At 46.1% G+C, this 17,892-nt stretch carries 14 protein-coding genes; 13 read left to right on the top strand and 1 reads right to left on the bottom strand.

All coding sequences use genetic code 11. From position 1 onward, the window contains the following. Nucleotides 1–459 precede the first annotated feature (459 nt). From R7F07_RS13790 to R7F07_RS13730, 13 genes are all read left to right on the top strand, one after another. Entirely contained in the window at nt 460–3,060 is a 2,601-nt protein-coding gene (locus R7F07_RS13790) for a TonB-dependent receptor plug domain-containing protein (protein WP_005379366.1), read from the top strand. Between the two features lie 65 nt (nt 3,061–3,125). Continuing rightward, complete coding sequence (locus tag R7F07_RS13785) at nt 3,126–3,890, top strand: DUF3450 domain-containing protein (protein WP_005379365.1); 765 nt, start codon at nt 3,126–3,128, stop codon at nt 3,888–3,890. A 3-nt stretch (nt 3,891–3,893) separates the two neighbouring features. Next, a complete protein-coding gene (locus R7F07_RS13780; RefSeq protein ID WP_017634999.1) occupies nt 3,894–5,255 on the top strand; it encodes a MotA/TolQ/ExbB proton channel family protein in 1,362 nt (453 codons plus the stop codon). A 9-nt stretch (nt 5,256–5,264) separates the two neighbouring features. Next, nucleotides 5,265–5,792, top strand: a complete 528-nt coding sequence (locus R7F07_RS13775; protein ID WP_047103760.1) for a MotA/TolQ/ExbB proton channel family protein — start codon at nt 5,265–5,267, stop codon at nt 5,790–5,792. Between the two features lie 25 nt (nt 5,793–5,817). Beyond that, on the top strand, nt 5,818–6,225 hold the full coding sequence (locus tag R7F07_RS13770) for an ExbD/TolR family protein (protein WP_005379359.1): 408 nt from the start codon (nt 5,818–5,820) through the stop codon (nt 6,223–6,225). Nucleotides 6,226–6,229: 4 nt separating this feature from the next. Continuing rightward, nucleotides 6,230–6,862: an energy transducer TonB gene (locus R7F07_RS13765; protein ID WP_005379353.1), complete on the top strand. Its 633-nt coding sequence runs from the start codon at nt 6,230–6,232 to the stop codon at nt 6,860–6,862. 9 nt (nt 6,863–6,871) lie between these two features. Continuing rightward, nucleotides 6,872–8,095 (top strand): tetratricopeptide repeat protein, encoded by a 1,224-nt coding sequence (locus R7F07_RS13760; RefSeq protein ID WP_005379348.1) that lies wholly within the window; start codon nt 6,872–6,874, stop codon nt 8,093–8,095. Between the two features lie 448 nt (nt 8,096–8,543). Next, on the top strand, nt 8,544–9,167 hold the full coding sequence (gene gmk / locus R7F07_RS13755; RefSeq protein WP_005379347.1) for a guanylate kinase: 624 nt from the start codon (nt 8,544–8,546) through the stop codon (nt 9,165–9,167). A 181-nt stretch (nt 9,168–9,348) separates the two neighbouring features. Continuing rightward, nucleotides 9,349–9,621 carry a DNA-directed RNA polymerase subunit omega gene (rpoZ, locus tag R7F07_RS13750; protein WP_005379346.1) on the top strand — a complete coding sequence of 91 codons (273 nt, stop codon included), beginning with the start codon at nt 9,349–9,351 and terminating at the stop codon, nt 9,619–9,621. 39 nt (nt 9,622–9,660) lie between these two features. Continuing rightward, nucleotides 9,661–11,781 (top strand): bifunctional GTP diphosphokinase/guanosine-3',5'-bis pyrophosphate 3'-pyrophosphohydrolase, encoded by a 2,121-nt coding sequence (spoT, locus tag R7F07_RS13745; RefSeq protein ID WP_005379340.1) that lies wholly within the window; start codon nt 9,661–9,663, stop codon nt 11,779–11,781. 52 nt (nt 11,782–11,833) lie between these two features. After that, nucleotides 11,834–12,517, top strand: coding sequence for a tRNA (guanosine(18)-2'-O)-methyltransferase TrmH (trmH, locus tag R7F07_RS13740; RefSeq protein ID WP_012841211.1), 684 nt, complete (start codon nt 11,834–11,836; stop codon nt 12,515–12,517). Between the two features lie 253 nt (nt 12,518–12,770). Next, a complete protein-coding gene (gene recG / locus R7F07_RS13735) occupies nt 12,771–14,852 on the top strand; it encodes an ATP-dependent DNA helicase RecG (RefSeq protein WP_171343038.1) in 2,082 nt (693 codons plus the stop codon). A 232-nt stretch (nt 14,853–15,084) separates the two neighbouring features. Then, nucleotides 15,085–16,473: a uracil-xanthine permease family protein gene (locus R7F07_RS13730; protein ID WP_005379335.1), complete on the top strand. Its 1,389-nt coding sequence runs from the start codon at nt 15,085–15,087 to the stop codon at nt 16,471–16,473. A gap of 71 nt (nt 16,474–16,544) precedes the next feature. Here R7F07_RS13730 and envZ read toward each other — a convergent pair whose 3' ends face one another. After that, entirely contained in the window at nt 16,545–17,837 is a 1,293-nt protein-coding gene (gene envZ / locus R7F07_RS13725) for a two-component system sensor histidine kinase EnvZ (protein WP_017820700.1), read from the bottom strand. Nucleotides 17,838–17,892: the final 55 nt, after the last annotated feature.

Genomic DNA, 17,892 nt, shown 5'->3' with positions numbered 1-17,892 from the left:
ATCCAAGGTTATATTTGACCTAAAAATACGAGTGAGCCCTTTAACAGCAATGGGTATCATATTTTGATACCACCTAATAAGTTCGAGCTAACAAAGTATGGATTCGATATAAAACTCATCTCAGAACAATTCACTGGAAAAATATCTTTTTCCAGATTCAATTACCCACTAAAAAACCATAGGCAAGATAAGTCATTAAAGTTTATAAGAAACACAAAATACGGTGTTTTATTGAAATTTAATCTCGATTCATAAACCTTATTCGGTTTTTTATTCCGCCTTTTAAATAAAGCCTGGTTATTTACATCTTTTTTACATTTAAGCATCCCCGTTTACCACTGGTTTGACTTCCTTTTTTCATCTCGGTTATACATTGGCCGAACGTTAACGAAATATTAACGTCACATTTGGCCGCTATGCGGCCAGACATAGGAAATAATAATAATCGGAGCAACAAGGATGTATAAAAACACAACCGCTTTATCTGTTGCGATAAGCCTTGCTTTGGGGACAGCAGCAATTGCAGCCCCAGCAACAGCACTGGCAGAAGAGCAGCAAGTTGAAAAACTTCAAAAGATGAAAGTTACTGGTTCGCGTATCTCCACGACGGATATGGAAGGTCCTTCACCAGTTACTGTTATTAATAGTAAAGACATTGAGTCTAAAGGCTTTAACAGCGCGCAAGACGTATTGAACAGTTTGACCCAAAACACAGGTGGTGTAATGGCTCAAACAGACTCTTTCTCGTTTACACCAGCAGCGCAGTCAGTCAACTTACGTGGCCTTGGCGCGTCACGCACATTGATTCTTATTGATGGCCGTCGTCTTCCTCAATACCCGCTAGCACAAGATGGTACATCTAACTTCCAAGATATCGGCCAAATCCCTGTCGCCGCTATTGAGCGTGTTGAAGTAATGACCGACTCAGGTTCTGCTATCTACGGCTCCGACGCAATCGGTGGTGTCGTAAACTTCATTTTAAAGAAAGACTTTGATGGCGTTTCTGTAAAAGTACGCGCGGGTGACGCGACGGATGGTGGTTACCAAAACGGCCGTTTAGACGTTGTGGCTGGCAAAAACTTTGACGACAAACGTATTCTCTTCGTTGGCCAATTTGCGGGCAACGAAATGCTAAAGCAATCTGACCGAGATGATTGGGCTGGCGATGACGGTTCTAGCCGTTCTCAGCTAAGTGGCTACTCTAGCTACGGTGCAAACTTTGAAGGCGCCAACGGAACACTTCTAACACCAGCTGATGCTGGTTCTTCATGTAAAGAAGTCGTTGGTGATGCCGCGATTGAACGAGCGGATGGAAAGTGTGGTGTTAACCGCTCTGCATACCGAACATTAAAACCAGAAAACAAACAAGTAGACCTACTTTTACGTGGTGAAATGGACATTAACGACAATGTCACTGCCATGGCAGAAGCCCGTTTTGGCTACAAGTCTACAGAATCTGAATTCGAACCTAACCCTTACAGCGTTGAAGTTGATGCCACTCACTTCCGCGGCGAAGGCGAATACACTCGCCGTATGGTCGAATTTGGACCACGCGAAAGTAACACTGAAGCCGATTCTTTTGGCTTAACCTTAGGCTTGAACGGCCTGCTTGCTGATACGTATGATTGGGACCTATCCGCTGGTTACTCTGAGCAAAGCGTTGAAACAAGCAACCCAGCAATCTTCCTAACTCTCGACCAAGCTGTACAAAATGGTGATGTCGATCTTCTAGGGCCTATCTCTCAAGACGTTGTAGACAAATACAGCGGCACTTCAAGCAAAGAAGCTTACTCAAAGCTTTACTCTGTTAACGGCTCACTGGCTGGTGATTTGGTTGAACTTCCTGCAGGTATGTCTGGCTTTGCTGTTTATGGTGAATGGAACCGTACTGACTACAATGAGACGATTGATGCGACAACAGCAGCTGGTGGTTTCTCTGGTCTAGGTGGAACATCAGGCGGCGGTGACCGCGATCAGATTGGTCTTGGTGTTGAAGCTCTTATTCCTATCATTGAAGATTTAGAAATGACTGTCGCTGGTCGTTACGACCACTACTTCGACGACTCGGCAACTGGCGGCGCATTCACTCCTAAAGTAGCCCTAGCATACCGTCCTACTGACACCCTATTGCTACGTGGTAGCTACGGTCTAGGCTTCCGAGCTCCAGACTTGAAGCGACTATTTGGTGATCAAACTCGAGGCTTTGGTTCTGGTTTTGACCCTGTGCTTTGTGCCAACGCTGGTGGTAGCGGCCCACAAGATAAAGACAAGTACCCAGAGTGTGATACTCAGTACTTCGATACGCTTAATGGCCCTAACTCAGAGCTGAAAGAAGAAACAAGTACAAACATTAACTTGGGCCTAGCGTGGGAGCCTGTGGATGATCTTGGTGTAACCGTTGACTGGTACCACATCAAGATGGAAGACGTCGTAACTGCACCAACTTACCAAGATGTAATTAACGATCCAGGTAAATACCCAGGTACTGAAGTCGTTCGTAACCCAGATGGCACCATCAAGTCGGTATCCTATGGTCCAGTGAACCAGTCGTATGAAGAGCGTTCTGGTATTGACCTAGCGATCAAATACGCATACGACACTAATGAGTTCGGTTCATTTAACACGCGTGTTGCTGTAACGAAGATCTTGATTGCTGAATATCAAGAAAACGACAGCGAGCCTGTAACGGATGAAAGAGATTTCATGCCTGAATACACCGCAACGTTAAATCTTGGCTGGGCATATGAAGATGTCGCTATCAACCTATTTGGTAAATACCGCGACCGTATGTGTTCAAGCTACGCAAACCGTTACTACTTTGATGACTGTGATTCTGCTAAAAAAGCGGGTTACAAAGCAGAAATCGCTAGTATGACAACGTGGAACCTAACGGCTTCTTACCAATTCAACGAGAGTGGTCGTGTAACTCTTGGTGCTATCAACATGTTTGACAAAGTACCGCCTGCAGATCCTCTAAGCGATACCTCTCCATTCTATGCAACTGGGTATGACGATCCAATCGGACGTCAGCTATACGTCGAGGCATCATACGACTTCTAAAAAATATTTGGCGCGGGTTTTCCGCGCCCTTTTCGACTGACTAAAACACTGACAAGGATGCAACCATGAAATTCAAGGAATTTGGTCTCAGTGCCATAGCTGCAGCATTGCTTACTATCAGTAGTAGCTCTATAGCGGCCAACTCTGGTGCTGTCGTTTCCACACAAGCAAAAGCAAATCAATCTTCAGAAGCTTCGCAACAAAAAATCGACAATTATGCCGAAAGTACTGAAGGCATGTTGGCAGAATACAAAGGCTTACTACGTCAAATCGACAGCATGAAAGTCTACAACGAGCAAATTAATCGTATGGTTCAATCACAGCAAGGTGAATTGGACTCATTAAATAACCAAATTGCTCAGATCGATCAAACGGCAACAGAAGTAGTGCCACTAACACTTAAAATGATCGATGCACTCGATGAGTTTGTGACTCTCGATCTGCCTTTCCAGAAAAAAGAACGTAATAAACGTGTCCAAGAACTGCGTCGTCTCATGGATCGCGCCGACGTAACGACTTCTGAGAAATTCCGTAAAGTGATGGAAGCCTACCAAATTGAAGAAGGCTTCTCTCGCTCAATTGAATCTTACAAAGCTAGCCTAGATAGAAATGGGGAAACCGTGACTTACGATTTCCTACGTATTGGTCGCACGGCGCTTTTATTCCAATCTCCAGACGGTGGTGAGACAGGTATGTGGAACCAACAAACACGTCAATGGGAAACATTACCGGAAAGCTACCGCATAGCGGTACAGCAAGGCCTTCGAATCGCGAAGAAGCAAGCGCCACCAGCGCTAATCAAATTGCCTGTATATGCTGGGGAGGAATAAGAGATGAAAGGATTCAAAACTCTAGCCGCTGGTCTACTAGCGAGCTTATTTATGGCTTCAGGCGTACAAGCAGAAACGCCTAAAAACCTATCTGAACTACTCAAAAACGTAAAATCAGAAAGCATCGTTGAGTCAAAAGAGAACAAAGCCCGTGAAGCTGAGTTCAAGAACAACCGAGATAAGCAAGCAGCATTATTGCAACAGGCTCGTGAAGAGCTAGCTTCACAGCAAGCACTGGGCGATCAACTTAAAGCGACATTTGATGAAAACGATAAGCAGCTGACTGAACTAACAGAAACCTTACGTGTTCGCTCTGGTACTTTGGGCGAAATGTTTGGTGTGGTCCGCCAATATGCGGGCGAGTTTAAAGGCTTATTTGCAGCCTCTCAAAACGCAGTTCAGTTCCCAGAGCGTGACGCTCTACTAACGAAACTGGCTGAAAGTAAAGAACTGCCATCAACACAAGAGCTAGAAGCATTCTGGCATACCATTCTTCAACAAGTAGTTGCCTCAGGCGAGACAGCAACAACCCAAGCAACGGTTGTTTATGGCGAAGGTAAAGAAGCGGTTCGCGATGTTACTCTTGTCGGTGAATTTAACGCGATTGCCGATGGTAAGTACGTTACTTATGTACCTCAAACAGGTAAGTTCGAAGAACTCTCTCGACAGCCTCGCACCAATATTACACGTCATGTTGCGGGCTTTGAGTCAGCGTCAAACAGCTATGAGCCACTGTTTATTGACCCATCCCGTGGTGTAATTCTGTCTCTACTTGTACAAAGCCCTACCGTTCAAGAACGTATTGATCAAGGTGGCATTGTAGGTTACGTCATCCTTGGTATGGGTGCAGTTGGCGCTATCATTGCTCTAGTTTGCTTCCTACGCCTTCAAGTGATTGGCGGTAAAATGCGTAAGCAAGCGAAATCAGAAACCGTGATTCCTGGTAACCCTCTAGGTGAAGTTATCCAGGCTTACCAAGAGCACAAAGGTGACAACCTTGAAGATCTTGAAGCGAAACTGGACGAAATCATCCTACGTAACGCACCGAGCATTGAACGCTTTATCAGCTCAATCAAACTGTTCGCTTCTGTAGCACCACTTCTAGGTCTACTGGGTACGGTTATGGGTATGATCGGTACGTTCCAAGCAATCACACTATTTGGTACAGGTGATCCTAAGCTAATGGCTGGCGGTATCTCTGAAGCTCTTGTTACAACCATGCTAGGTCTGGTTGTCGCAATTCCATTGCTGTTCCTTTACACCATCGTACACAGTAAAGGTCGTCGTTTGGTTCAAACTCTTGAAGAACAGAGTGCAGGCTTCATCGCTCGCTATCAGGAAAAACTACATAAAGCCGAAAGCTAAGGAGGCGTTATGTGGTGGTTAGTTGGAGAACTTGAATCAATTAGGCGCTTCTTGGGAATGGGTGGCGATGTACTCGTCGCCATCTTCATCCTCAGCTTTATGCTGTGGGCAGTATTGTTAGAACGTTGGTTCTATTTTGCTGCCGTCGCTCCAAAAGCCATGAAAAAAGCCGTTGGCTCATGGCAGGAGCGCTCAGAGCACCAGAGCTGGAACGCTAAGATGATCCGACAAGAAATTGTTTCTCGTCAGGACATTGAGAATAAAAAGGGCCTGCCAATCGTGAAAGTATTGATTGCGCTTTGTCCCTTACTGGGTTTGCTCGGCACCGTTGTTGGCATGATCCAAGTATTCGACATCTTAGCGGTAACAGGAACAGGAAGCCCTCGAGCAATGGCCTCGGGGATCTCAAAGGCAACAATCCCAACTTTAGCCGGGATGGTGGCTTCTCTATCAGGACTGTTCTTTAGTTCACGTCTTGATCATTTAGCCAAAGTCACAACGCAAAAGCTGGAAGATAAGCTAAAGCATATTGCCTGAGTAAATGGAATTAGAGGTATAGGTCATGAAAAGACGCTATAGCAGTGATAGCAGTGATGAAACCGCTATCGATATGACACCGATGCTCGACATCGTATTCATCATGTTGATCTTCTTTATCGTAACAACATCGTTCGTAAAAGAAGCTGGTCTAGAAGTAAACCGCCCGACAGCAAGCTCTGCGCAAACCGTGAAAAAAGGTAACATCATGGTCGCAGTTGGTGCGGCGGGTGATGTTTGGGTTGATAAACGCCGCATCGAAGTGGACGCGGTTCGCGCGAATATTGAACGTCTTCGTGCAGAAAGCCCTGATGGCGCAGTTGTTATCCAAGCCGACACTGAAGCAAATGCTGGCGTAGTCGTGAAGGTTATGGACCAGATCAAAATGGCAGGTGTAGAAAGCATCTCCATTGCCGCAACCAATAAGGATTAAGCTTATGCGGTATCTGGCCTCAATTGCACTGGCGCTCATTGTCTCCCTCGGGTTGTTCTGGGGGATGGACAAGCTAGTAAACAAAGAGCGCCACGAGTTAGTGTCGAATGATGACCTGCGTATGGTCGAGTTTATTCGCATTAAACCAGACGAAAAAATACAGGAGAAAAAACGCGAACTTCCAAAACCACCACCGCCTAAGCGTCCGCCGCCACCGCCAGAAATGAAAGTGACAGCGACAGTAAAACCGGTGATGGAGCAGACCCCAATGGATATGCCAAAGCTTGACCTACCCGTAAATGTTACAGGTGGTTCGGTGCTTGGACATTATAGCCAGGGTGGAGGTGCGCAACTCGCGGGTAGCGGAGGTCCAACACCTCTAGCGACATTCCAACCTCAAATGCCTAGGAAGGCTGCGAAAGCAGGAATAGAAAAAGGGGTCGTCTTATTAGAGTTTACTGTAAACGCACGTGGTGCCGTAGAGGACATCAAAGTTCTTAAAGAGCAACCACGACGCTTAGGCCTCGGTCGAGCGGCAAGAAAAACAGTCTCTAAATGGACATTTAAACCAAAATTGGTTGACGGGAAACCTGTTAGCTCGCGCCTATCGCAAGAAATAGAATTCTCAACCAATTAAGGAGTCACGATGAAAAGTTTATGGAAAAGCAAAGTGGCTTCTTTAATTCTCTTCGCAGGAGTGGCAATGGCCGCTCCTACGATGGCAAAAGAAGCTCCTCAGTTATCAGATCGGACATTTCGAACCGTTAACAAAGTGCAAGAGTTGATCGCAACTGAAAAATATTCAGCAGCGAAAGAAAAACTAGCAAGCGCTTTAGAAAGCACAAGTTCGAAAAAATACGACCGAGCAGTTTTACTTCAGCAGACTGGCTTTTTGTATTCGCTACAAGACAATTATGTGCAAGCAGCAAAATACTTTGCCGAAGCATTACAGCTCGACGCACTTCCCGTTCCGGTTGCTCAACAAGTTCGCTACAGCTTGGCTCAGCTTTACCTAGCTGAAGAAAAGTATACGTTGTCTGTAAAAACGATGAAGGAATGGTTCAAGGTTGCAGAAACAACCAAAGAGAAGCCTCAAGCTCATGCTTATATCACGTTAGCGAGCGCTTATGTTCAGTTGGAAGATTACAAAAATGCAATCCCGCCAACCAAAAAAGCCATCGCGATGAGCAAGAGCCCAAGTGAGTCTTGGTACTTAATTCTCGTTGCATCTCACTACGAGTTAGGCCAGCTGAAAAGCGTTGCCAGTGTACTCAAAACTCTGACTTCAAAGTACCCTCAGAAAAAGCGTTACTGGATGCAACTTTCTGGTGTCTACATGGAGCTAGGTCAAGAACGCAACTCTCTAGCCACCCTAGAAATGGTTTACAAAATGGGGAAACTAGAAGGAGAGAAGGAATATTTACGCTTTGTAAACTTCTTGGCTTATCAAGGTATTCCATATAAAGCAGCCAAAACTCTTGAAAAGGAAATGGCAGCTGGAAACATTGAAAAGACGAAGGAAAACTATGACCGCCTAGCCAGCTTCTGGCAGCAAGCTAAAGAGCTAGATAAATCAATTCTCGCTTATAAAAAGTCATATAACCTCGCTCCTTCTGCTAAAACGCAAATTCAGATTGCTCGCTTAATGATACAAGACAAGCAGTATTCTGAAGCAACTCGTTTTGTAGAAAGCGCGGCATCCAGTGCCTCTAAAGAGCAAAAGGCAGAACTTGAATACATTCGCGGGATGGCCTATTTCGAGCTTAAGCAGCCACAAAAGGCCTTGCAGGCGATGAAAGGCGCTGCTCAATCGCCAAAATTCAGGTCAACCGTTAGCCCTTGGATAAATTTCCTAGAGTCTCAAGGATAATTCGAAGATTAAGTGTGAGTCAGTCGCACGCCTGGGGAAGTGAAAGCTTCCCCTTTTTTCCGTTTTATCTTTATTAACCCCTATTTTTAACCAGAGTCACTCACGCAAGCCAAATCGGGACTCTAAACCTAAAATCAGCACACTAAACGGTTGTAGAAATGGTTTTAATAACAGAGTGCGCGGATGGTAAGTCCTGTATCACGCTCCTTCTTCGCTGTTTAGGAACACTCTGGCGTAAGTAACTATTTCATCTGAGACGATCATAGACAGAAAGATCAACTGGTAACAAAATAGAGATCATGATACTCTTCGCCTCCATTTTTCTGGCGGGATTATCACCAATATCCACCCCTTTGGTGGTTGATTTCTCAATGCCAGTGCTATCGTTATAAGAATGTCGAACTTTCCTTCGGCACTCAATCAATCCAATCAAAAGTGGAACAGTACAATGGGCAAAGGTACTCTCTATATCGTATCTGCACCTAGCGGCGCAGGTAAATCTAGCTTGATCTCAGCGATGTTGGAACGCAACCCAACCTACGCAATGAAAGTGTCTGTGTCTCACACCACGCGCAACATGCGACCTGGTGAAGAAAATGGTGTCCACTACCATTTTGTAGCGAAAGATGAGTTTGAAGCCCTGATCGCTAAAGGTGACTTCCTAGAATACGCAGAAGTGTTTGGTAATTATTACGGCACATCTCGTGTATGGATTGAAGAAACACTAAATAAAGGTATCGACGTTTTTCTAGATATCGACTGGCAAGGCGCACGCCAAATCCGTGAACAAATGCCAGAAGCCAAAAGCATCTTCATCCTGCCACCATCAAACGGTGAGTTAGAGCGTCGCTTGAACACTCGTGGTCAAGATAGCGATGAAGTGATCGCAAAGCGTATGGCTGAAGCCAAGTCGGAAATCTCTCATTACAACGAGTACGACTACGTGATCGTAAACGACGATTTTGATACCGCTTTGATGGATTTTAAAGCTATCTTGCGTGCTGAAAGATTGAAGGAAGAAAAGCAAGCTGCTAAATATAAAGGTATGCTTGACGCGTTGTTAGCAGAGTAACTTCAAAAAAGTCACGCTGTAAAACATAAAGAATTTCCCGTTTTTTGCCCAGTGCGAAAAACACAATAAACTACCTGAGAAAGTCCACAAACGGTGGCTTGTCTAATTGCTAGTAAATAAAGTAGTTAGGTTGTATACTTTCTCGTCATTCTAAAATTTTAGTTAACTATTTGGAGTCCTCATGGCACGCGTAACTGTTCAAGACGCTGTTGAAAAAGTTGGCAACCGTTTCGACCTAGTACTGATTGCGGCTCGCCGCGCTCGTCAAATGCAAACTGGCGGTAAAGATGCACTAGTGCCAGAAGAGAACGATAAGCCAACGGTTATCGCTCTACGCGAAATCGAAGAAGGTTTAATTACTAAAGAAGTTCTAGACGCTCGTGAACGTCAAGAACAGCAAGAGCAAGAAGCGGCAGAGCTAGCGGCAGTAAGCAGCATCGCTCACAACCGTTAATTCTGACTTTAGAATTCAACAACCTCCCGGGCCTATAATTTGTATCTATTCGATAGCCTCAAAGACGTTGCCCAAGAATACCTAACAGAGCCTCAGATTGAGGCTCTGCGTCAATCTTATGTGGTAGCGAGAGATGCCCATGAAGGGCAAACCCGCTCTAGCGGTGAACCATACATCATCCACCCTGTCGCAGTGGCTCGTATCTTGGCCGAAATGCGCCTTGATATCGAAACCCTCCAAGCTGCTTTGCTGCATGACGTCATTGAAGACTGTGATGTAACTAAAGAAGATCTCGAAGAGAAATTCGGCAACACTGTCGCAGAATTGGTTGATGGTGTATCTAAACTGGACAAACTCAAATTCCGCGATAGGAAAGAGGCTCAGGCTGAGAACTTTCGTAAGATGGTTCTGGCCATGGTGCAAGATATCCGCGTCATTCTGATCAAACTGGCTGACCGCACGCACAACATGCGTACGCTTGGCGCGCTTCGACCAGATAAAAAGCGTCGTATTGCTCGTGAAACGTTAGAAATTTACGCGCCCCTCGCTCATCGTCTTGGTATTCACAATATCAAAACCGAACTCGAAGAGTTGGGCTTTGAGGCGCTATATCCCAACCGCTACCGCGTACTGAAAGAAGTGGTTAAAGCCGCACGTGGTAATCGTAAAGAGATGATCCAACGCATTCACAGCGAAATAGAAGGCCGTCTGCAAGATTTTGGCTTGAATGCTCGCGTCGTTGGTCGTGAGAAAAACCTGTTCTCTATCTACAACAAGATGAAAACCAAAGAACAGCGCTTTCACACCATCATGGATATCTATGCGTTCCGAGTCGTTGTTGATACCGCTGATACTTGTTATCGCGTTTTAGGCCAAGTACACAGCTTGTATAAGCCACGTCCTGGTCGCATGAAAGATTACATCGCGGTACCAAAGGCGAACGGCTATCAATCGCTACACACTTCCATGGTTGGCCCACACGGCGTACCTGTTGAAGTTCAGATCCGTACTGAAGATATGGATCAAATGGCGGACAAAGGTGTCGCGGCACACTGGTCTTACAAAGACAAAGGCGACAAGTCTGGTACCACTGCGCAAGTGAAAGCTCAGCGTTGGATGCAAAGCCTGTTAGAGCTACAACAAAGCGCGGGTAACTCATTCGAATTCATTGAAAACGTAAAATCCGATCTTTTCCCAGATGAGATTTACGTCTTCACACCAAAAGGTCGTATCGTTGAATTGCCTTTAGGCGCAACGGCTGTCGACTTTGCCTATGCCGTACATACCGATGTAGGCAACTCTTGTGTTGGTGCTCGTGTTGACCGTAACCCTTACCCATTGAGTAAGGCATTGAAAAACGGTCAGACGGTGGAAATTATCAGTGCCCCTGGTGCGCGTCCGAATGCGGCATGGCTAAACTATGTCGTGACTTCTCGTGCCCGCACTAAGATTCGACAAGTACTGAAAACGATGCGTCGTGAAGAGTCGATTACTTTAGGTCGTCGCCTACTTAATCACGCACTTGGCCGTCACTCGATTGATTCAATTTATCCAGAAAATATCCAAGAAGTCTTGAATGATCTTCGCCTAGAAAGCATCGATGATTTATTGGCTGCTATTGGATTGGGTGAGTTGATGAGCATTGTGATCGCACGTCGTCTCCTTGGTGACACCGAAGAGCTCACAACAACAAGTTCAATCCCAACGGACTCGAAGAAGAAGCTTCCGATTCGTGGCGCAGAAGGCTTATTGCTGACGTTTGCAAATTGTTGTCATCCTATCCCAGATGATCACATTATTGCTCACGTATCGCCTGGTCGTGGTTTGGTTGTTCACCGAGAAACATGTCCGAACGTTCGTGGTTATCAGAAAGAGCCAGACCGTTATATGGCTGTCGCTTGGTCTGAAGACTACGACAAAGAGTTCATTGCTGAACTTAAAGTCGACATGCTGAACAACCAAGGTGCTCTTGCAGAACTGACCAACGTGATCTCGAAAACAGGATCAAACATTCATGGCCTTTCAACGGAAGAACGTGATGGTCGTCTATACACTGTGACTGTGCTGTTGACGACGAAAGATCGCGTCCACCTTGCTGGTATCATGCGTAAGATTAAGGCAATGCCTCAAGCAACCCGAGTCAGACGCAGAAAGAACTAACCTCTATCGCCACCTACTCTGTTAGGTGGCGATTTTTTATACCTCAATAAATATGAACCTAGAACGTTACAACCGTATTCACCAAGTCCTAAAAACTCGCCAAACTGATCTGACACTTTGTCTCGAAGAAGTACATAAGCCAAACAACGTCTCTGCCGTGATCCGCACCGCTGACGCGACAGGCTTACACAAAGTTCACGCAATTTGGCCAGACAAAATGCGTACGCTGAGCCATACCTCAGCTGGCGCGCGTAACTGGGTTGAAGTTGATACTCACGATTCAATTGAAACTGCGATTACCGAGCTCAAAGCGCAAGGTATGCAGGTTTTGGTGACCAATCTTTCAGACACCGCCGTCGATTTTCGCGAAATCGACTACACCAAACCAACTGCCATCATTTTAGGCAGTGAAAAAGTTGGCGCTTCAGATCAAGCCAAACAACTTGCCGATCAAGACATAATTATCCCGATGATAGGCATGGTGCAGTCACTAAACGTATCGGTTGCCAGTGCTGTAATTTTGTATGAAGCGCAACGTCAACGTGAAGCCGCAGGCATGTACGACCGAGAAGAAAGCGCTCTGCCTAAAGAGACAATCAACCGTATTCTCTTTGAACGTGGTCACCCAGTGCTGGCAAAGGTCGCGAAACGAAAAGGGCTCGTTTACCCACCACTCGATGAAGAAGGTCAAATCATCGCCGATGACGCGTGGTGGCAAGAGATGCAAAGCAAGTAAAAGACTTTCGTCATCCTGAACGGCGGCGAAGGGGCGTGATTCAAGATCTAATTCTCGAGTATACAGATGCTGGTAGTGTTAACTTCAGCGACATACTTGTTGGAAATAGAATCCTGATGTCGCTAAAGCTCCTCGGAATGATAGGTTATCAGTCAAATCATGACACTAACTAAAGCATGACTATTTTTTCCTGTACAAAAACACAGCTCCATGGTTAACATACTGCTATGTTAACCATTTTCTTGAGCCCTCTATGTCCGCCCAAATGTTATCTGCCGTCCCATTAACCTCCCTTTCTGGAGTTGGCGCGAAAGTCGCAGAAAAACTCGCCAAAGTTGGCTTACATAGCGTTCAAGATTTGCTGTTTCACCTTCCGTTACGCTACGAAGATCGTACTCGTATTTACCCTATTGCCAAACTGCATGCTGGCCTTTGGGCGGCCGTGCAAGGTAAGGTCATGGCAGTCGATACCATCTTCGGTAAGCGCAAAATGTTAACGGTAAAAATCAGCGACGGTAATGGCACTATCACGCTGCGCTTTTTCAACTTTACCGCGGCCATGAAGAACAATTTCACACAAGGTAAGTTAGTACATGCTTACGGTGAAATTAAGCGCGGTGGCATGGGCTTGGAAATTGTTCATCCTGACTACAAGTTTTACGTCAGCGATCAAAAGCCCGATGTAGAACAGAGCTTAACCCCTGTTTATCCCACTACAGATGGTTTACGCCAAATCACATTGCGCAACCTTACCGAACAAGCTTTAGCGCTGCTTGATAAAACCGCAGTGCAGGAATTACTTCCAGCCGGGCTGTATAACCATCAAATCACGATGTCGCAAGCGCTGCACACCATTCATCGCCCACCACCAACCATTAATTTAGATGAGTTTGACGAAGGCAAACATCCTGCTCAAATCCGCTTGATCATGGAAGAGTTGCTCGCACAAAACTTATCGATGCTGGCGGTGCGTAGCAAAGGCCAGAAGGATTCAGCGTTACCTCTCGGTCCTTGTAATAAACTAAAAACGCAGCTTTTAGCCCAACTGCCTTTCTCTCCTACAAACGCTCAAACCCGAGTCGTACAAGAGATTGAAGCCGATCTAGAAAAACCGCACCCAATGATGCGATTAGTGCAAGGCGATGTTGGTTCGGGGAAAACGTTGGTTGCCGCTTTGGCCGCAGTTAGAGCCATTGAGCATGGCCATCAGGTGGCACTCATGGCGCCAACCGAACTATTGGCCGAGCAACACGCTATCAACTTCGCAAACTGGTTTGAGAGAATGGGCATTCAAGTCGGTTGGTTAGCGGGCAAACTCAAAGGTAAGGCAAAGGAAGCCGAGCTGGCTCGTATTGCCAGTGGTGAAGCGCAAATGGTAGTGGGTACTCACGCGCTATTCCAAGAGCACGTTGAATTTCATCACCTTGCTTTGGTCATCATTGATGAACAACACCGCTTCGGTGTCCATCAGCGATTAGAATTGCGTGAAAAAGGCGCAAAACAAGGCGCTTATCCTCATCAGTTGATCATGACGGCGACGCCTATTCCTCGAACCTTAGCGATGACCGCTTACGCCGATCTGGAAACTTCCGTGATTGACGAGCTACCACCGGGTCGAACGCCGATTCAAACCGTTGCCATTCCTGATACAAAACGTGACGACATCGTCGAGCGTGTCCGAAATGCCTGCTTAAACGAAGGCAAGCAGGCATATTGGGTGTGTACCCTGATTGATGAATCGGAAGTACTAGAAGCGCAAGCCGCGGCAGATACCGCAGAAGAGCTTCAACGTAAACTGCCGGACGTAAAAATTGGTCTAGTACACGGACGAATGAAGCCGGCAGAGAAACAAGCGGTGATGCAAGATTTCAAAGACAATAAACTGCATTTGCTGGTCGCAACGACAGTGATTGAAGTTGGTGTGGATGTACCAAACTCTAGCTTGATGATCATAGAAAACCCTGAACGTCTTGGTTTGGCACAATTACACCAGTTAAGAGGTCGCGTGGGCCGAGGTTCCGTTGCTAGCCATTGTGTGCTGCTGTACCACTCTCCGCTGTCAAAAACCGCGCAAAAACGTCTCGGAGTACTACGTGAAAGTAACGATGGCTTCGTCATTGCGCAGAAAGACCTAGAAATTCGTGGCCCTGGAGAACTATTGGGTACAAAGCAGACAGGTCTTGCTGATTTCAAAATCGCAGACTTAGTTCGAGATCAACGCCTGATTCCCGAAGTTCAGCGTATTGCGCGTCATATTCATGACAATTACCCGACTAACGCAACAGCGATTATCGATCGCTGGTTGGGTGAGCGGGATATTTACTCCAAAGCGTAATGATTGAAAGCGAGCCAAATGGCTCGTTTTTTAATACGCCAAAAACAAAGCAAACGTTTGCTTTTTGAGTAAATCTCTCTATAATCGCGCACAAATTTTTAAGTGTGTTAGATCACACTCCACCAACCTGAGTTGACTCTGATTAACAGCAATCACAGGTAACGACGTCAACTCCACCCTGCTCTCCCATTCAGCGAGAACTAGGGAAATATTGCGACTAGCGAGACAAACAATGACAACTTCAAACCGATCTTCGGAACTGGTCTATCAACTCAACGATCGACCACCTTTGCCTCAAACCATTTTTGCCGCACTTCAGCACTTATTGGCGATGTTCGTCGCGGTTATCACTCCGTCACTGATCATCTGTCAGTCTTTGGGTGTACCAGCAGACCAAACGAATACCATCATCAGCATGTCTTTGTTTGCGTCAGGCGTGTCTTCGTTTATTCAAATTCGCACCGTTGGCCCAATTGGCTCTGGTTTGCTCTCTGTTCAAGGCACCAGCTTTAACTTTTTAGGTCCTATTATTGGTGCAGGCCTATCGCTGAAAGCCGGTGGAGCAGACATCAGCACCATGATGGCTGCCATTTTTGGTACGATTTTAGTCGCATCATTTGCAGAAATTTTTCTATCTCGCGTGTTGGAGCATGCCCGCCGAATCATCACTCCGCTTGTTTCAGGCATCGTCGTCACTCTTATCGGTCTCACACTGATTCAAGTCGGCTTAGTATCAATGGGCGGTGGCTACGCAGCATTAAATGAAGGAACCTTCGGCAGCTTAGACAAACTTGCTCTGGCTGGGACGGTACTTGGATTAATTGTGATTTTAAACCGCTCGAAAAACCCATACATCCGTGTGGCTTCAATCGTGATTGCGATGCTAGTGGGCTACATCATGGCGTATTTTATGGGGATGGTAGATACTTCTCAGCTAGGCGCAACCGAGATCGTAGCACTGCCCGTACCAATGCAATATGGCTTATCGTTTGACTGGTCTCTGTTCATTCCGCTGGTACTGATTTTCTTTATTACCGCACTAGAGGCCATCGGTGATATTACCGCAACATCTGAAGTGTCTGGTGAGCCAGTAAAAGGCCCAGTGTACATGAAACGCATTAAGGGCGGTGTGTTAGCAGACGGCTTAAACTCTGCAATCGCAGCCGTTTTCAACAGCTTCCCGAACTCAACGTTTAGCCAGAATAACGGCATCATCATGCTAACAGGAGTCGCGAGCCGCTACGTGGGTTACTTTATTTCAGGCATGTTAGTGATTCTTGGCTTGTTTCCTGGCGTCGCTAGCTTTGTTCAGCTGATTCCTGAGCCAGTACTTGGCGGCGCAACGATTGTCATGTTTGGTACGATTGCTGCCGCTGGTGTGCGTATTATCTCTCGTGTTGAGCTCGATCGCCGCGCAATTCTGATCATGGCCTTATCCTTCTCAATGGGACTTGGTATCGCACAAAAACCAGAGATCCTGCAATTTATGCCAGAATTTATTAAGAGTATTTTCTCAACTGGTGTTGCAGCAGGTGGCATCACTGCGATCATTTTAAATTTACTTCTGCCAGAGAAACTGGAAGACGAAGATGAACTTCCTCAGGAAGTGAAAGAGTCTTAAGATTATTGAGAATAAGAAAAGCCCAACCTATTTAGGTTGGGCTTTTTGTTTAAAGGGTGCAGGCCATCGACTTACTTGGTAGGAAAGCTGATTTGAGCGATTAAACCGCCTTCACTGCGATTACGCATCACCACAGAGCCTGAATGTTGGCTGATTATACGCTTCACAATCGCCAACCCTAGCCCAGTGCCTTCACTACCGCGAGCGGTGTCACCACGCGTAAAGGGTTCAAATAACCTCGCGATTTGGGAATGCTCGATACCCGGTCCGTTGTCCTCTACTGAAATCCACACTAGCTGCTTATCTGCTGTCACACCAGTGCTGATTTTGACCCAGCCATTGCCATAGCGTAGCGCATTCACAACTAAGTTACTGATCGCCCGCTTAATCGCAATCGCGCTTCCTTTGGCTGGCGGCAAGTTAAGATTAAGATCTGTTTCAATTTCAACCTCATAACCACCTTCAGAACTGGCGACGTCACTGGCAATCGTACTGATATCAACCGCTTCAAACGATTCTTGGTTCACCGGTTTGAGGTAATCCATAAACTGACTGATGATCTCATTACATTCTTCCGTATCGCTAATGATCCCCTCCGCAAGATAGCTGTCCTCAGGAGACATCATTTCTGTCGCTAGGCGAATACGCGTCAGAGGTGTTCGTAAGTCATGGCTAATCCCTGCCATTAATAAGGCTCGGTCTTCTTCTAGCTCTTGAATACCTTTCGACATTTGATTAAAGGCTCGAGTTACAGAGCGAATCTCCGATGCGCCTTTCTCTGCTAAGGGGGGCGGGATCTCACCTCGACCGACGTCTTTCGCGGCTCTCTCTAAAGCCAAAAGTGGACGGTTTTGCAAACGAATAAACAACCAACCACCTGCAATGATCAGCAGCGCCATAATCAAGCTGTTACGAAACAGCGGGGCAAAATCTTCTTCTTGCAGCTCAGATAACGGAATACGAATGATGGAGTTCGGCAACTTTTCGATGTGCATCCACAAAATGTAACTTTCATCGCCAAGCAATAAGCGCACTTCTGTGGGCGAACCCAGCTCTTGGCTCATTTCTTCAGACATCAAATCAATCGACATTGCGTGATGAAATTCAATCGCCTTATCGCTATCGAGACTATGAACCGTCACCCCTAATCTTTCTAACAATTGACGCCTTAACGGTGCATCAGACTTTAAAGGTCCTTCATCATCAAGCACCAAATTGAGCTCATGGGCGAGAATTTTATTGAACTGCTGCAAACTCGGCATCAACGCGTAGTTAAAAACGGCGTAGTAAGAGAAAACTTGGCTCGCGAGAAGCAAAGAGATGAACAGCAGAATAGATTGTGTCAGTGAACTTCGGATGCGCATGGAACGTTCCTAGTGGTCCTAATCGCGAAATTTCAGCCTTCAAAGGGAAGGTAAT

The organism is Vibrio sp. YT-16, from assembly GCF_033337405.1.
Taxonomy (GTDB): Bacteria; Pseudomonadota; Gammaproteobacteria; order Enterobacterales; family Vibrionaceae; genus Vibrio; species Vibrio alginolyticus.
The sequence above is the reverse complement of the archived record's forward strand: the minus strand, read 5'-3'. Positions and strand labels throughout refer to the sequence as shown.

Coding starts and splice junctions, on each gene's coding strand:
- R7F07_RS13790 (WP_005379366.1), top strand. CDS start 460: ATGTATAAAAACACAACCGCTTTATCTGTTGCGATAAGCCTTGCTTTG.
- R7F07_RS13785 (WP_005379365.1), top strand. CDS start 3,126: ATGAAATTCAAGGAATTTGGTCTCAGTGCCATAGCTGCAGCATTGCTT.
- R7F07_RS13780 (WP_017634999.1), top strand. CDS start 3,894: ATGAAAGGATTCAAAACTCTAGCCGCTGGTCTACTAGCGAGCTTATTT.
- R7F07_RS13775 (WP_047103760.1), top strand. CDS start 5,265: ATGTGGTGGTTAGTTGGAGAACTTGAATCAATTAGGCGCTTCTTGGGA.
- R7F07_RS13770 (WP_005379359.1), top strand. CDS start 5,818: ATGAAAAGACGCTATAGCAGTGATAGCAGTGATGAAACCGCTATCGAT.
- R7F07_RS13765 (WP_005379353.1), top strand. CDS start 6,230: ATGCGGTATCTGGCCTCAATTGCACTGGCGCTCATTGTCTCCCTCGGG.
- R7F07_RS13760 (WP_005379348.1), top strand. CDS start 6,872: ATGAAAAGTTTATGGAAAAGCAAAGTGGCTTCTTTAATTCTCTTCGCA.
- gmk (WP_005379347.1), top strand. CDS start 8,544: ATGGGCAAAGGTACTCTCTATATCGTATCTGCACCTAGCGGCGCAGGT.
- rpoZ (WP_005379346.1), top strand. CDS start 9,349: ATGGCACGCGTAACTGTTCAAGACGCTGTTGAAAAAGTTGGCAACCGT.
- trmH (WP_012841211.1), top strand. CDS start 11,834: ATGAACCTAGAACGTTACAACCGTATTCACCAAGTCCTAAAAACTCGC.
- recG (WP_171343038.1), top strand. CDS start 12,771: ATGTCCGCCCAAATGTTATCTGCCGTCCCATTAACCTCCCTTTCTGGA.
- R7F07_RS13730 (WP_005379335.1), top strand. CDS start 15,085: ATGACAACTTCAAACCGATCTTCGGAACTGGTCTATCAACTCAACGAT.
- envZ (WP_017820700.1), bottom strand. CDS start 17,837: ATGCGCATCCGAAGTTCACTGACACAATCTATTCTGCTGTTCATCTCT.